The organism is Marvinbryantia formatexigens DSM 14469, assembly GCF_025148285.1.
Lineage (GTDB): Bacteria > Bacillota > Clostridia > Lachnospirales > Lachnospiraceae > Marvinbryantia > Marvinbryantia formatexigens.
Window position 1 is genome coordinate 2041469 of record NZ_CP102268.1, and the last position, 15478, is coordinate 2056946.

Sequence of the window (15478 nt, forward strand, 5' to 3'; positions counted from 1 at the left end):
CCTAAATGTCAAGATTTTGTGCATAGACTGCATTTTCTTCGATAAACTCGCGGCGCGGCTCCACCTGGTCCCCCATAAGTGTGGTGAAGGTGAGGTCCAGCTCCGACGAAGTCTCTTCATCCATTGTCACGCGCAGAAGCACACGCTTCTGGGGGTCCATAGTCGTCTCCCAGAGCTGCTCCGCATCCATTTCTCCCAGTCCTTTATAGCGCTGGATTTTATTATTCTGGTCGCGTCCCACCTCTTTCAGGATGGCATCCAGCTCGTCATCGCTGTACGCATACCACACCTTTTTGTTTCTCTCCAGCTTATAAAGCGGCGGCTGCGCCAGATATACGTAGCCCTCTTTTATCAGATCCGGCATAAAGCGGTATAAAAACGTAAGCAGCAGAGTGCTGATATGCGCGCCGTCCACATCGGCATCGGTCATGATAATAATCTTGTGATAGCGCAGCTTCGTGATATCAAAATCATCGTGAATGCCGGTACCGAATGCGGTAATCATTGCCTTGATTTCCGCATTCGCGTAAATACGGTCAAGCCTTGCCTTCTCCACATTGAGAATTTTTCCGCGCAGAGGCAGAATCGCCTGCGTTGCACGGCTGCGCGCTTCCTTTGCGGAGCCGCCTGCGGAATCTCCCTCCACGATATAAATTTCACAGTTTGCAGGATTTTTATCCGAACAGTCCGCCAGCTTGCCCGGCAGCGAAAGTCCGTCCAGCGCGGATTTTCTTCTTGTGAGGTCGCGCGCCTTTCTCGCCGCCTCCCGCGCGCGCTGCGCCATGATCGACTTATCCAGAATCAGCTTCGCCGCCTGCGGATGCTGCTCCAGATAAATCATAAGCTGCTCGGAGACAACGCTGTCCACCGCGCCTCTCGCTTCGCTGTTTCCCAGCTTCTGCTTCGTCTGCCCCTCAAACTGCGGGTCCTCTATCTTGATGCTGACGATTGCCGTCATGCCCTCCCGGATATCCTCCCCGGAAAGACTTTCGGTATCTTTAATCAGCTTGTTTGCTTTCGCGTAAGCGTTAAAGGTTTTTGTGAGCGCATTCTTAAAACCGGTCAGGTGGGTTCCTCCCTCCGGCGTCGTGATATTATTTACAAAGCTGTAAGAACCTTCCGTGTAGGAATCATTGTGCTGCATGGCAACCTCCACGTAAATATTATCGCGCGTTCCCTCGCAGTAAATAATGTCCTGGTAAAGTGGCGTCTTGCCCTTGTTCAGATAAGTGACGAACTCCCTGATGCCGCCCTCGTAGTGGAAAACACGCTCCACCGGCTCTTCTTCCCTCTTGTCGCGCAGAATAATCTTTACGTTTTTCGTAAGAAAAGCCATTTCGCGCAGGCGCTGCTTCAGGGTGTTAAAATCAAAAACGGTCTCTTCAAAAATTTCTTTATCCGGCAGGAAGGATATCTTCGTTCCGGTTTTTCCAGGCTCGCACTCTCCTGTCACTTTCAGCTTATCCATCACGTGACCGCGCTCGTAGCGCTGGAAATAAATTTTCCCCTCGTGGTAAATATTAACCTCCAGCCACTCGGAGAGCGCGTTTACTACCGATGCGCCCACCCCGTGGAGACCGCCGGACACCTTATAGCCCCCGCCGCCGAATTTTCCGCCTGCATGAAGGATAGTAAATACGACTTCCACCGCCGGGATCCCGGCTTTGTGATTGATGCCGACAGGAATACCACGGCCGTTGTCAATAACCGTGATGGAATTGTCTTCATTAATCGTCACATCTACCGTATCACAATATCCAGCAAGCGCTTCGTCGATAGAGTTATCCACAATTTCATAAACCAGATGATGAAGACCGCGAAGCGAGGTGCTTCCGATGTACATCCCTGGTCTTTTGCGGACAGCCTCCAGCCCTTCCAGAATCTGGATTTGGTCGGCTCCATATTCCTGATTTACTTCTGTTCCCATATTATCCTCCTTCTGTTCTATTTCTCCACAGAAAATGCAACATCCATAAACTGTATTGTGTCAATGGAATATCTGCATCTGTTAATTTTCATAAACCTTACCTTCCACTACATGAAAAACCTTATTTATGTGAAACCGGTTCTGCACAAAATCGTCCAGTCCGGTGCAGGTGATAAATGTCTGTATATCATGAATACTGTCCAATAAATATTTTTGCCGGCTGCTGTCCAGTTCAGACAATACATCGTCTAAAAGTAAAATCGGCGTATCTCCGATTTCCTGCTTCACAAGCTCTATTTCCGAGAGCTTTAAGGAAAGCGCCGCTGTGCGCTGCTGTCCCTGCGAACCAAATTTCCGGATATCCACACCGTTTGTCTGAAAACAGATATCATCCCGGTGCGGACCCGTCATGGACATTTTCATCCGCAGATCCTTTTCACGGCTGCTCCTTAACGCTTCCGCAAATTCCTCCGCCGTCACATTTTCCTCGTAGATAATCCGCAGATGCTCCTTCTCTCCGGTCAGACGTCCGTGGATGGAATCAATAATTTCATTCAGGCGTCTGATAAAAGCTCTGCGCTCCTCAATTACTTTTTTTCCATATTCCGCCATCTGGATATCCCAGATATCCAGCGTGTCCAGAATGTCCGGCCGGAAGGCGGATTCCTTCAGGAGACGGTTCCGCTGATTTATCACCTTGTTATAATTTGACAGGTGATGGAGATATACTTTATGGAGCTGGCAGAGCTCCATATCGATAAAATGCCGGCGGACAGAGGGACCGTCCTTGATGATATTCAGATCCTCCGGGGAAAAAAACACAAAATTCGCGATGCCAAACAGCTCGCTCGCCTTGCGGATTGGGACGCCGTTGATGGCGATACCTTTCGGTTTATTTTTTTTCAGGTGCATGTCAATCTCAATCGGAACATTGTTTCGTTCCACCTTCATGCGCAGGTGCGATTCCTCCTCCTGAAACTGGATGACCTCCCTGTCCTTGCTTCCCCTGTGGGATTTTGTGGTCCCGCACAGGTAGACAGCTTCCAGAATATTGGTTTTCCCCTGCGCGTTATCGCCATAAAAAATATTTGTCCCGCTGTCAAATTTCAGCTTCAGAGATTTGTAATTGCGAAATTTTTCCAGCTCAATAGACTGAACAATCATGACATCCTCTTATTTTACAATTTTTATCTCATTGTTTTCAAATGTGACAATATCTCCGTCATAGAGCTTTTTGCCGCGCTGGTATTCCGTCTCGCCGTTGACTCTGACAAGCCCGTCCTGTATGGCGAACTTGGCATCGACGCCGGAATCCACAAGACCGGCGGCTTTCAGCGCCTGTCCAAGTTTTATATAATCCTCCCGGAGCTTTATAATTTCCATGATGACCTCTCCTTATTATGTGATAAACGTATATCGTGCCTGCGGATTGCAAAGTGTTGTCAGTCCTTTAAGTCTTTCATACTCCTGCATCATGCGTTAAAGTTGACTGGCAGGATCAGATAAATATAGCTTTCCGCATCGTCCCGGATAAAACAGGGGGCTTTCGGATTTACCAGATAAATCGTGATGGTCTCATCGTCGATTACGCGCAGAGCGTCCATGAGGAAACGCGGATTAAAGCCAATCAGAATATCCTTTCCTTCCTTCTCGATGGAAATCTGTTCGTTCATGGAACCAATCTGCGAGTTGATTTTCAGTTCCATGCTGGTATCGCTGATGCCGATGATGATCGGTTTTTTGTCTCCTTCTTTTATCAGGAGTGTTGCCCTGTCGATACAGTTTAACAGTTCTTTTTTATTTATTTTCAGTTTTGTCTCGTAATCGCTGGAGAGCATCTGCTCGATGCGGAAGTATTCTCCCTCGATTAACCGGGATACGGCGATCGTATTGTCAAATTCAAATAATATGTGATTCTTTGTAAAATAAATATTTACCATATCTTCCGTTTCCCCGGAGAGTATCTTGCTGATTTCTATCAGTGTCTTTCCGGGAACAACGATTTTCTTTTTCTCGTAATTTTCTTTCAGCTCAATCTTGCGGATAGAGATACGGTGACCGTCCAGAGAGACCACTTTTAATATATTATCGCTGATTTCAAAAAGCTCTCCGGTCATCATCCGGTTATTTTCATTCTGGGCAATCGAAAAAATAGTCTGTTTGATGACTTCCTTCAGCGTGAACTGGGAAATACAGATAGAATTATCTTTTTCCACAAAGGGAAGATAAGGGTAATCCTCTCCGTCTTTTCCGGAAATCGAAAACTGTGCTTTTTCACAGAGGATGGTTGCCTGCAGTTTATTGTCGGTCTCGATAGTAACTTCATTTTCGGGGAGCTTTCGTATAATTTCCGAGAAAAGTCTTGCATCAAGCGCTATTTTTCCTTTCTCCAGAATACTTCCGTTGACAACAGTTTCTATACCGAGCTCCATGTCGTTGGTGGTAAATTTTATTTCTCCTCTGGTAGCGTCAATCAGAATGCATTCCAGAATCGGCATGGTGGTTTTGGAAGGTACCGCCTTCATGACAATATTTACGCTTTTTAGTAATTCATTTTTCTGACAAACGATTTTCATCAGTAAGCTCCTTTCTGCCAACTGCCCCGGCCCGACGCAGTACGTTAATATATTTAAAAGATTAGAAGTCGTATTAATAGGGGCTGTGGATTTGTGAATAACCCCCGCGCGCCCCGGAAATAAAGGAAAAACGCCATGTATAACTGTGTGCGTAACCCTCCGGAATCCGTATTTTCCGTGTGAATTTATGTGTATGGATATCCGTTTTCCCCGTCAAGGGTTAATCTTCTTTATCAGAATGTTAATGGTGTTTTTTACGTTTTCGTTATTTTTTACCTCGTAGGCGATTTTGTCATAGCCGTGGATGACCGTGGAGTGGTCCTTTCCGCCCATGATTTTGCCGATTTCTTTAAATTGTGTCTGCGTCATTTCCCGGCAGAGGTACATGGCGATCTGTCTGGGGAAGACGATTTCGGAGTTGCGCTTGCTTCCGGTAAGGTCTTCACGCGAAATGTGGAAATGTTCGCAAATCGTGTTGATAATTAGTTCAGGCGTGATCACACGCTTCTCATCCGGCGAGATAATATTTTTCAGAGCCTCCTTCGCGGATTCCAGGTCAATCTTGCGCTTGTTGAGGTTCCCGAAAGCGACCACGATATTAAGGGCGCCCTCCAGCTCACGGATGTTGGATTTAATATTGGTTGCGATATACTGGATAACGTCGTCATCGATGTGATAACCGTCCAGCTCTTCGCGTTTGCGCAGGATAGCCATACGTGTTTCGTAGTCCGGCGAGGAAATATCGGCAATCAGGCCCCATTCAAAGCGGGACTTCAGGCGCTCCTCCAGTGTGGACATCTCCTTCGGTGGCTTGTCCGACGAGATAATAATCTGCTTGCCGGAGCTGTGAAGGTCGTTGAACGTGTGGAAAAACTCCTCCTGTGTGGATTCTTTTCCGATGATAAACTGGATATCGTCAATCAGCAGCACATCGATGCTGCGGTATTTTTCGCGGAATTTGGACATAGCTGTATTATTTCCGCTGCGGATGTTTTCAATGACCTCGTTTGTAAAGGTTTCACTCGTCACGTAAAGAACTTTTGTGTCGGGATTTCTTTCTAATATAAAGTGGGCGATGGAATGCATAAGGTGCGTTTTTCCAAGTCCCACGCCTCCGTAGATAAAGAGCGGATTATAGATTTCCCCCGGAGATTCCGCGACGGCAAGCGAAGCCGCATGGGCAAAATTATTATTTTTTCCCACGACAAACGTATCAAATGTATAACGTGGATTTAGGTTTGCTTTATCCACATTGACACTCATTTTCTGGGAATCCAGTTTGTCCGCCTCCATCCTGTCCGCATCTTCGGGCAGAATGAATTCGATATTGCAGTCAAGACCCGTAACCTCTGCGATTGCAACTTTAATAGGAAGAAGATACTTCTTATTAATATACTTTAAGTACATCTGCTGTGAAGAAGCTACTAAAATAGAAACCGTATTGTTTTCAAAGCTGTATACTTTCAGAGGCTTCAGCCACGTATCAAACGAAACATAAGTCATTTCATGCTCGGTCTGTACACGTTCTAAAATTTCCTCCCAGTTTTCCTCGATAATATTCATGAAAAATCTCCTTCTGAACACAAAAACTCTATGTTAATATTAAACCAAATTAGCAGTTTTCGCAATCAAAAGTTTTTGGAGGATATAGAAGATTTACAGTTATTGTTTAAACCAGCCTCAAACACCTGCTGCGACGCGAAGCTGGTCCTGTGGGTTTGAGGCGTAAAAATGTGATTCAAGTGTGAGCAGATCCCATTCGCGAAGGTTACTGCGAACGGAGTGAACAGTAACGATTAACATAATATATGGGTATAATCCCCACATAAAGGCTCCTGATGTGTATAAGTAGACAAGTCTGTGCACATAGAAAAAGCACGGAAATACTGCAATCTTAAAAAGTAATCACCAGATTTACACAGAGAATCCAGAAGTTATCAACAACTTATCAACCAAATGTGGATAACATTACGTCAACCGCAAAAGTTTTGCACATTGTGTGGGCAGAATGGGATAATCCTGTGGAGAACTAAGAGTTCGATTTTTGCAGATTTTTTGCTTGACTATCGGCTTTTTAGTGAATATAATTGAAATGATGTTTAAACCTACCCCGTAAGAAAAATTACCAGTATGTATAGAGATGTGGTAGAAAAAAGGAGGTGCAGTAAGTTATGAAAATGACATTTCAGCCGAAGAAGAGATCCAGATCAAAAGTTCACGGATTCCGTGCCAGAATGAAAACAGCGGGCGGAAGAAAGGTTCTTTCTGCAAGAAGAGCAAAAGGAAGAAAAGTATTATCCGCGTAAATGAAAACAGGATGATGGCGCCCGAAATCTCTTCGGGCGCATTTCATATCAAAAATCTGATATGAGCTAGAGGAATATGATATTTTCAGAGTCGTTAAAAAAGAACCGGGATTTTCAGAATGTTTACCGTCAGGGAAAATCCTATGCAAACAAATATTTAATCATGTATGCGTTACAGAATGCTGGAACCAGGAATCGCCTGGGAATATCTGTAAGCAAAAAAGTGGGGAACAGTGTAGTTAGACATCGCATGACAAGACTGGTAAGAGAAAGTTATCGTCTGAATGAATCTGCTTTTCAGGGCGGGTTCGATTTTGTTGTAATTGTAAGACCGGCGGCAAAGGAAAAGGGTTATCGTGAAATAGAGAGCGCGCTGATGCATCTCGGAAAACTGCACAGGGTGCTGATTGAAGAAAAAATAGAAGAGATATGAAAACAATATTAATCTGGCTGATTCGTTTGTATCAAAAGTATTTATCTCCGTTAAAGAGAGTGCACTGTCCTTATTATCCCACCTGTTCCCAGTATGGTCTGGAGGCGATTCAGAAGCATGGGGCAATCAAAGGAAGTATTCTGGCCGGGTGGCGGATTTTAAGATGTAATCCTTTTTCACATGGAGGAATTGACCCTGTTCCGGAGGAATTTTTATCTTTCAGGAGGAAAAAAGATTGAAAAACATGTTACTTACAAAAAGTAATGCATTTATTATAGGACCGTTTGCGACGGTACTCGGTTTTATAATGAATGGCATTTATTTGTTTCTGGACGGGGCATTGGGCATACAGAATATCGGTATCTGTATCATCCTGTTTACCGTAATCGTCAATCTGCTTCTGCTTCCGATGACGATTAAAACACAGAAATCATCGAAAATGATGCAGGTCGCGAATCCGGAAATCCAGGCCCTGCAGAAGAAATATAAAAACAAGACCGACCAGGCATCCCAGATGAAGATGTATGAGGAACAGCAGGCGCTCTATGCAAAGTACGGCATTTCCATGTCCGGACAGTGTCTGCCGCTGCTTATCCAGTTTCCGATTCTGCTTGCCATGTACCAGGTTATCTGGAAGATTCCCGGATACATCAGCAGCGTGTATAATATCTACACCGAGCTTGTAAACAAGCTGCTCACTACGAGCGGCGCGCAGGAATTTCTGACGCAGTATGCTTCGCAGGGAAGAGTGGATTTTGAAAAATCCGGTTTTGTGGCGGATACGATTATAGATGTGCTTTATAATTTTACACCGGCAAACTGGACCGAGCTTGCGGATAAATTTCCAGGTATAGCGGATGTTATAAACAGCACGGCAGAAAACGTAAGACACATTAATTATTTCCTTGGAATCAATATCGCGGATTCTCCGATGTCCATCATCCAGACCGGATGGAGTGAAAAGGATTTTCTGGCGATTATTGTTGCGCTTGCAATCCCCATTCTGGCGGGTCTTACGCAGTTTCTGAGCACAAAGCTGACGCCGCAGCAGAGCAGCAATACGGGTACAGAAGAAAATACCATGACCAGCTCTTTAAAGACCATGAATACCATTATGCCGCTGATGTCGGTATTTTTCTGCTTTACGTTTTCCGTAGGTATCGGTATTTACTGGGTGGCTGGTTCCGTAGTGCGCTGTGTTATCCAGGTTATCGTAAACAGACAGGTGAGCAAGATTGATGTGGATGAGCTCGTAAAGAAGAATCTGGAAAAATACAACGAAAAGCGTGCAAAACAGGGGCTTCCGCCCGACAGAATCAGCGGTCAGGCAAAAGCAAACCTTAAGAACCTGAAGAATCCGGTTGTGGAAGACGAAGAGGCTGCAAAAGCGAAGGACGAAAAACGTCTGGAAAACATCAAAAAATCGACGGAGTATTACAATAATACCTCTGCGAAACCGGGAAGTATTGCTGCAAAAGCGCGAATGGTGGAGCAATACAATGAGAAGAACAATAAAAAGAAGAAGTAGAGGGAGGTTTTATCATGGATTTTATTACTGTAACTGCAAAAACCGTGCAGGATGCGATTCTGGAAGCATCCCTTCAGTTAGAGACTTTTCGTGATAATATTGAGTATGAGGTCATTGAAGAAGGAACCTCCGGTTTCTTCGGATTTGGCGGAAAGAAAGCCGTTATCCGGGCGAGAAAGAAGGTAGCCGTAGAAGATATTCTGAAGGAAGATATTGCGGAAGCACCGAAAAAAACGGAAAAACGGGAATACAAGAGAGAGAAAAAAGAATTTAAGAGAGATTACAAAGAAACAAAGAGAGAATATAAGGAATTCCGCGGTGAAAAGAAGGAAGAAAGAAAAGAAACGAGAGAAGTAAGAGAGCCGGAGGTATTCCAGGAAGAGAGAAAACCGGTAAAGAAGGAAGAGACCGCTGCGGAAGTTTCGCCTGTTATGGAGGAGACGGACCGGGAAGAGCGGCATGAGCGCAGAGTTGCTGTGCTTACTCCCCAGGAACAGGAGGAAGTAAAGAACAGGGCGGAAAAATTCTTAAAAGATGTGTTTGCATCCATCGATATGGAGGTTGGTGTGGAAACCACATATGCGGATGAGGTGCTGAACGTGGAGCTTTCCGGCGATGAAATGGGCGTCCTGATTGGAAAACGCGGACAGACCCTGGATTCTCTCCAGTATCTGACAAGTCTTGTGGTAAACAAGGGAAGGTCCGGTTATACGCGCGTGAAGGTGGATACGGAAAATTACCGCAGCCGCAGAAAGGAAACGCTGGAGAATCTGGCAAGAAACGTTGCATTTAAGGTAAAGAGAACCAGAAGACCGGTATTCCTGGAGCCGATGAATCCGTATGAGAGAAGGATTATCCATTCTGCGCTTCAGAATGACCCGTATGTGACAACGCACAGCGAGGGAGAAGAGCCCTACCGCAAGGTGGTTGTGACATTAAAGAGAAACAATAACCGCGACAAATCCTGAGTAAGATTTGAGATACTGCGAACGGAGTGAGCAGTATGAAAAAAGGGGGATGTGTTTTTGTCTGCCGGAATCCGGTGTGCAGGGACGCATCCCCTGTGTATCATAGGGGATGTACGGCAGAAGAGCTCTCCGGCAGGCTTCCCTGGACCGTATGTCGCAGGCTCATTATAATAGCGGAGGATGTTTATGAATACTGATACGATAGCGGCAATTTCCACCGGCATGACCAGCTCCGGTATCGGCATCGTGCGGATAAGCGGGACGGATGCCTTTGCGGTCGCCGACAGGATGTACCGGGCAAAATCCGGGAAACGTCTGTCCGATATGCCCTCCCATACGATTCAGTACGGCTTTATCGCGGACGGCTCGGAAATCATCGATGAGGTGCTCGTGATGCTGATGCGCGCGCCGAGAAGCTTTACTGCCGAGGATACGGTGGAGATAAACTGTCACGGCGGCGTTTACGCCATGAAGCGGATTCTGGAGCTTGCTGTAAAATCGGGCGCCAGACTGGCGGAGCCCGGAGAATTTACGAAGAGAGCATTTTTAAACGGCAGAATCGATTTATCACAGGCGGAGGCGGTTATCGATGTTATCCAGGCGAAGAATGAATATGCGCTGAAAAGCTCCGTCAGCCAGCTGAAGGGCTCTGTCTTAAAGGTAATCCGCGCGCTGCGTGAAAAGATTATCTATGAGGTGGCGTTTATCGAATCAGCGCTGGATGACCCGGAGCATATCAGTCTGGACGAATATCCGGAGAGGCTGCAGGAGCAGATACGCCCGATGAAGGAGGAGCTGGAAAAGCTGATCGCGTCCGCGGAGAACGGAAAACGTATCCGCGAGGGTATCCGTACCGTGATCGTCGGAAAGCCGAACGCCGGAAAATCTTCTCTTCTGAATGTACTTCTGGGAGAGGAGCGGGCAATCGTGACGGAGATTGCCGGTACCACCAGGGATACGCTGGAGGAGGAAATCCAGATTCACGGCGTCAGTCTGCAGATTATTGATACGGCGGGCATCCGCGATACGCAGGATACTGTGGAAAAAATCGGGGTGGAAAAGGCGCTGGCATATGCAGAGGATGCGGATCTGATTTTATATGTTGCGGACGCGGCGACAGGTCTTGATGAAAATGATATCCGGATTATGGACAAAATCCGTGAGAAAAAGGTGATCGTTCTGCTGAACAAGATGGATCTGGAGGTCGTCACATCGGAGGAGCAGATAAGAGAAATTCTCAATAAACCGGTCATTCCGGTTTCCGCAAAGGAAGAATCCGGCATAGATATTCTGGAAAATACCATTAAGGAAATGTTTTATGAGGGTAAGATTTCCTTTAATGATGAGGTTTATATTACGAATATGCGGCAGAAGGCGGCGCTGGAGGCGGCGCTGGAGAGCCTCTGCAGGGTGGAGGAGAGCATTGCCATGCAGATGCCGGAGGATTTCTTTTCCATCGACCTTATGAGCGCTTATGAGGAGCTTGGAAATATTACCGGCGAATCGGTCGGCGAGGATTTGATCAATGAAATATTCGGACGCTTTTGTATGGGAAAATAAAGAGCGGATTAAAATGAATTTTAAGGGGAACAGGCACGATTATATTGTTTTCCGGAAATGAACAGGGCGGAAAGGGGCAGAGTATGAAAAATATTGAGGTATATACGGATATTGTGGTGGTTGGCGCCGGACATGCCGGCTGCGAGGCGGCGCTTGCCTGCGCACGGCTTGGTCTTGAAACCATAATGTTTACCGTGAGTGTTGACAGTATTGCACTCATGCCCTGCAACCCGAATATCGGCGGCAGCTCCAAGGGACATCTGGTAAGGGAAATTGACGCGCTCGGCGGTGAAATGGGGAAAAATATTGATAAGACCTTTATTCAGTCGAAAATGCTGAATAAGTCGAAGGGACCGGCGGTACATTCCCTGCGCGCGCAGGCGGATAAGAAGGATTACAGCTACCAGATGCGAAAAACTCTTGAGAACACAGAGCATCTGACGATTAAGCAGGCGGAGGTTACGGAGATTATCGTGCAGGACGGAACGCTGAAGGGAGTAAAAACATTCTCCGGCGCCGTTTATTACTGCAGGGCGTGTATTCTGTGTACCGGCACCTATCTGCGGGCGCGCTGCATTTATGGGGATGTGAGCAATTACACCGGACCGAATGGTCTGCAGGCGGCAAATCATCTGACGGATTCCCTGAAGGAGCATGGCATCGCGATGTACCGGTTTAAAACGGGAACACCGGCGCGTATTGACGGACGGACGATTGATTATTCAAAGATGGAAGAGCAGTATGGCGATGAGAGAGTTGTGCCGTTTTCTTTTTCGACAGACCCGGAAGAGGTGCAGATTGACCAGGTTTCCTGCTGGCTGACCTATACAAATGAAAAAACGCATGAGATTATAAGGGAAAATCTCGACAGGTCCCCGCTGTATTCCGGCATGATCGAGGGGACAGGTCCGCGTTATTGCCCGTCTATAGAGGATAAAGTGGTTAAATTCGCGGATAAGAACAGGCATCAAGTGTTTATTGAGCCGGAGGGACGCTACACGAACGAAATGTATGTGGGCGGCATGTCCAGCTCTCTGCCGGAGGATGTCCAGGTGGCGATGTACCGTTCGGTGCCGGGACTGGAAAAGGCGGAAATTGTGCGGAACGCCTATGCGATCGAGTACGACTGCATTGATTCCAGACAGCTTTATCCAACGCTGGAATTTAAGAAGATTTCCGGATTGTTCAGCGGCGGACAGTTTAACGGAAGCTCCGGTTATGAGGAGGCGGCGGCGCAGGGACTGGCTGCGGGCATTAACGCCGCCATGAAAACGCTTGGCAGAGAGCAGGTGATTTTCGACCGCTCCGAATCGTATATCGGGGTTCTGATAGATGATCTGGTGACAAAGGAGAACCGGGAGCCGTATCGTATGATGACCTCGCGCTCGGAATACCGTCTGCTTCTGAGGCAGGATAATGCGGATTTGAGACTGACACCGCTGGGACATGAGTTTGGATTAATACCGGATACTGTATACAATATACTATTAGACAAGAAAAAACAAATTGAGGAAGAGACGGATCGTGTGGAAAAGCTGAAAATCGGCGCTGTGGATAATGTCCAGGAATTTCTGCAGCAGCATGGAAGCACGCCGCTGAAAACGGGTACGACTCTCGGCGAGCTGATTCGCAGACCGGAGCTGGATTATGATATGCTCGCTGCGCTCGACCCGGACCGCCCGCAGCTTCTGCGCGGGGTGGCGGAGCAGGTGAATATCAACATAAAGTATGATGGCTATATCACACGCCAGATGAAGCAGGTGGAGCATTTTAAAAAGCTCGAAAACAGGAAAATACCGGAAGATATTAATTACCGGGATATTCACGGGCTTTGCATAGAGGCGCAGCAGAAGCTGGAAATGTACCGTCCGGTATCGCTGGGACAGGCTTCCCGGATATCCGGTGTTTCACCGGCGGATATCTCCGTTCTTCTGGTTTATCTGAAATCCGGCTATGCGAAGCTTTAGTATATGGGAGTCGAGTGGGATGTATATCCCTTAATATGTGAATATTAGGCAGGATTGCGGGTTGCCGGGGGATAGTAGTATTTGCCTGGCAATGACTGAGATGAAACACGGACCAGAAACGCGGAAAACGGGAAATAGAAGAGAGCGGATTGATATATGACAGAACATGAATTAGAAAATAAAATAATGCATGAAAATAAAGGAAAAATAATAAATAAATCAGATAATATATACGGTTTGGAACAATTTGCAGATGACTGCAGGGAGATGGGGATTGACTTATCACAAAAACAGCTCCTGCAATTTGAGAAGTATTATGAACTTTTGATAAAGTGGAATTCGCTTATGAATCTGACGGCAATTACGGAGCATGAGGAAGTGTTGAAAAAACATTTTCTGGACAGTCTGTCGATTGTGAAGACAGTGGATATGACAAAAATCCACACGCTGATGGATGTCGGGACAGGAGCAGGCTTTCCGGGAATTCCGTTAAAAATAAGTTATCCACATTTGAAGGTGGTTTTACTCGATTCCCTGGGGAAAAGAGTAAAGTTTTTGAATCATGTGACGGAGGAGCTTGGTCTGGAAGATATATCTGCAATTCATGGCAGGGCGGAGGATTTTGCGAGGCAGGAGAAGTATCGTGAAAGCTTTGATCTCTGTGTATCCAGAGCAGTTGCCAATCTTTCATCATTGAGCGAATATTGTATACCATATACAAAAAAGAACAATCTGTTTATCTCTTATAAATCCGGAAAAGTTGAGGAGGAGCTGGATGCTGCAAGGCGGGCAGTTTCGCTGCTTGGTGGAAAAGTCGAGAAAGTATGCAGGTTTATGTTGACAGATGCCGGGGAGAGAGCGCTGGTTGTTATCCGCAAGGAAAAGTCTACGCCAAAAAAATATCCCAGAAAAGCAGGACTTCCCGCAAAAGAGCCATTATAAAGAATAATATGATGTTGGGGTCAAACGCCTTGAATATGATGCCTGCAGATTGTGACCGAGTAGCTAGTTCTTTAGGGTAACCTGAACATTATGATATAGAGAAATCCACATATTTTCCAGAAACAGGAAGAATATGTGGATTTCTTTTTCTTTTAAATATCTGTAACAGAACTGATAAATGCTTTCGGCGCTTCTAACTGCGGAAGCATTTTTGTTTTTTCCACAAAGGAACAGGTGGTATGTTTGTTTGCTTTCTGATAAGCCTCTGCTATCTGTTCAGCGTCGGGAAGCTCTCTTCCAAATATCAGATGAACCGGATTTGTCAGCTTCGGAAAAGCATTTCTGATATCAAAATTCATGTAATTGGAAGATATGGCTGCCAGCAAATGCCGTCCGCCGCTCTGCGAGGTATGTGCCGCTTCGTAATATGTAAAGATTGTCTTATCCTCCAGATGGAAAGGATTATAATAATACTTTTCCGTAAACTGGTATTCAATCTGGTTGCGGCTTACAAGCTGGTAATAAAGGAAGGTTCCAAAAAGCGGAAGATGCAGCGCTGTTTTCACAATTTTTGAACGGAAATCGGGAAGCACTGCCAGCCTTCCAAAGCTCTCCGGATTTACAAGTGTAATTTCATTGATAATATCGGAGTGCATGTTTGCAGCCATAATAACGAAAGAGCCGGATTTCCCTGTCGCATAAACATCTGTTTTTTCTTTTATTACATCGTGAATAAAATCATTGATAAGCTGTACAAATAAATAATTGCAGTATGAAGTAAGCTGCGGTTTTTCAGAGCGACCGCATCCTAACAGGTCGATTGCATAAACAGTATGGTCTTTGGAGAGAGGCTCAATAATCTTCGACCATTCCTGCTGTGAAGATGCCGGATGTAAATCATGAATGAGAAGCAGAGGAGAACCACTTCCGGTTTTTGTATAATAAATTTTCCCATGACGCCATTTATAAAAGCTGTCTTTTTTTACCCTTAATAAATGACGGAAGGTTGCTGAAGATTCCACAAATTTATTGGCAAGATACATGGCAATAGAAACCCAGATAGTCAGTTTCATCAATTTTTCCAGTCTACGTTTCACGTGAAACATCACCCCTTTTTAATTGTATATAACTTCTATAGAATAAGTATAAACGAAATAAACAGCGGATGCAAGCCACAGTTTATTATTTTTTTGTGAATGGGCAACAGTTGGTTACTGCGAACAGAGTGAGCAGTATAACACTTGTATCACGTCTGCCAGATGTTTCACGTG

14 protein-coding genes are annotated in these 15478 nt (G+C 45.8%); 8 read left to right on the forward strand and 6 right to left on the reverse strand.

The genetic code is table 11. The features are described from left to right. Position 1: 1 nt before the first annotated feature. From gyrB to dnaA, 5 genes are all read right to left on the reverse strand, one after another. Positions 2 to 1927 (reverse strand): DNA topoisomerase (ATP-hydrolyzing) subunit B, encoded by a 1926-nt coding sequence (gene gyrB, locus NQ534_RS09760; protein ID WP_006863956.1) that lies wholly within the window; start codon positions 1925 to 1927, stop codon positions 2 to 4. 81 nt (positions 1928 to 2008) lie between these two features. Then, positions 2009 to 3091 (reverse strand): DNA replication/repair protein RecF, encoded by a 1083-nt coding sequence (gene recF / locus NQ534_RS09765; protein WP_006863955.1) that lies wholly within the window; start codon positions 3089 to 3091, stop codon positions 2009 to 2011. Between the two features lie 9 nt (positions 3092 to 3100). After that, positions 3101 to 3310, reverse strand: coding sequence for an RNA-binding S4 domain-containing protein (locus NQ534_RS09770; RefSeq protein WP_006863954.1), 210 nt, complete (start codon positions 3308 to 3310; stop codon positions 3101 to 3103). 89 nt (positions 3311 to 3399) lie between these two features. Next, positions 3400 to 4503, reverse strand: a complete 1104-nt coding sequence (gene dnaN / locus NQ534_RS09775) for a DNA polymerase III subunit beta (RefSeq protein WP_006863953.1) — start codon at positions 4501 to 4503, stop codon at positions 3400 to 3402. Between the two features lie 213 nt (positions 4504 to 4716). Then, a complete protein-coding gene (gene dnaA, locus NQ534_RS09780; RefSeq protein ID WP_006863951.1) occupies positions 4717 to 6066 on the reverse strand; it encodes a chromosomal replication initiator protein DnaA in 1350 nt (449 codons plus the stop codon). A gap of 608 nt (positions 6067 to 6674) precedes the next feature. Between dnaA and rpmH the strand changes: the two genes are divergently transcribed. From rpmH to rsmG, 8 genes are all read left to right on the forward strand, one after another. Beyond that, positions 6675 to 6809, forward strand: coding sequence for a 50S ribosomal protein L34 (rpmH, locus tag NQ534_RS09785; RefSeq protein ID WP_006863950.1), 135 nt, complete (start codon positions 6675 to 6677; stop codon positions 6807 to 6809). 76 nt (positions 6810 to 6885) lie between these two features. Beyond that, complete coding sequence (rnpA, locus tag NQ534_RS09790) at positions 6886 to 7242, forward strand: ribonuclease P protein component (protein WP_006863949.1); 357 nt, start codon at positions 6886 to 6888, stop codon at positions 7240 to 7242. Then, positions 7239 to 7481 carry a membrane protein insertion efficiency factor YidD gene (gene yidD, locus NQ534_RS09795; RefSeq protein ID WP_006863948.1) on the forward strand — a complete coding sequence of 81 codons (243 nt, stop codon included), beginning with the start codon at positions 7239 to 7241 and terminating at the stop codon, positions 7479 to 7481. Before rnpA ends, yidD begins: the two co-directional genes overlap by 4 nt. 5 nt (positions 7482 to 7486) lie before the next feature. Beyond that, positions 7487 to 8770 (forward strand): YidC/Oxa1 family membrane protein insertase, encoded by a 1284-nt coding sequence (locus NQ534_RS09800; RefSeq protein ID WP_006863947.1) that lies wholly within the window; start codon positions 7487 to 7489, stop codon positions 8768 to 8770. Positions 8771 to 8784: 14 nt separating this feature from the next. Next, complete coding sequence (gene jag / locus NQ534_RS09805; RefSeq protein WP_006863946.1) at positions 8785 to 9738, forward strand: RNA-binding cell elongation regulator Jag/EloR; 954 nt, start codon at positions 8785 to 8787, stop codon at positions 9736 to 9738. A gap of 186 nt (positions 9739 to 9924) precedes the next feature. Continuing rightward, entirely contained in the window at positions 9925 to 11298 is a 1374-nt protein-coding gene (mnmE, locus tag NQ534_RS09810) for a tRNA uridine-5-carboxymethylaminomethyl(34) synthesis GTPase MnmE (protein WP_040784978.1), read from the forward strand. An 83-nt stretch (positions 11299 to 11381) separates the two neighbouring features. Further along, positions 11382 to 13265 carry a tRNA uridine-5-carboxymethylaminomethyl(34) synthesis enzyme MnmG gene (mnmG, locus tag NQ534_RS09815; protein ID WP_006863943.1) on the forward strand — a complete coding sequence of 628 codons (1884 nt, stop codon included), beginning with the start codon at positions 11382 to 11384 and terminating at the stop codon, positions 13263 to 13265. Positions 13266 to 13451: 186 nt separating this feature from the next. Beyond that, positions 13452 to 14207 (forward strand): 16S rRNA (guanine(527)-N(7))-methyltransferase RsmG, encoded by a 756-nt coding sequence (gene rsmG, locus NQ534_RS09820; RefSeq protein ID WP_143115857.1) that lies wholly within the window; start codon positions 13452 to 13454, stop codon positions 14205 to 14207. Between the two features lie 152 nt (positions 14208 to 14359). Here rsmG and NQ534_RS09825 read toward each other — a convergent pair whose 3' ends face one another. Beyond that, a complete protein-coding gene (locus NQ534_RS09825) occupies positions 14360 to 15304 on the reverse strand; it encodes an alpha/beta fold hydrolase (RefSeq protein WP_143115855.1) in 945 nt (314 codons plus the stop codon). Positions 15305 to 15478: the final 174 nt, after the last annotated feature.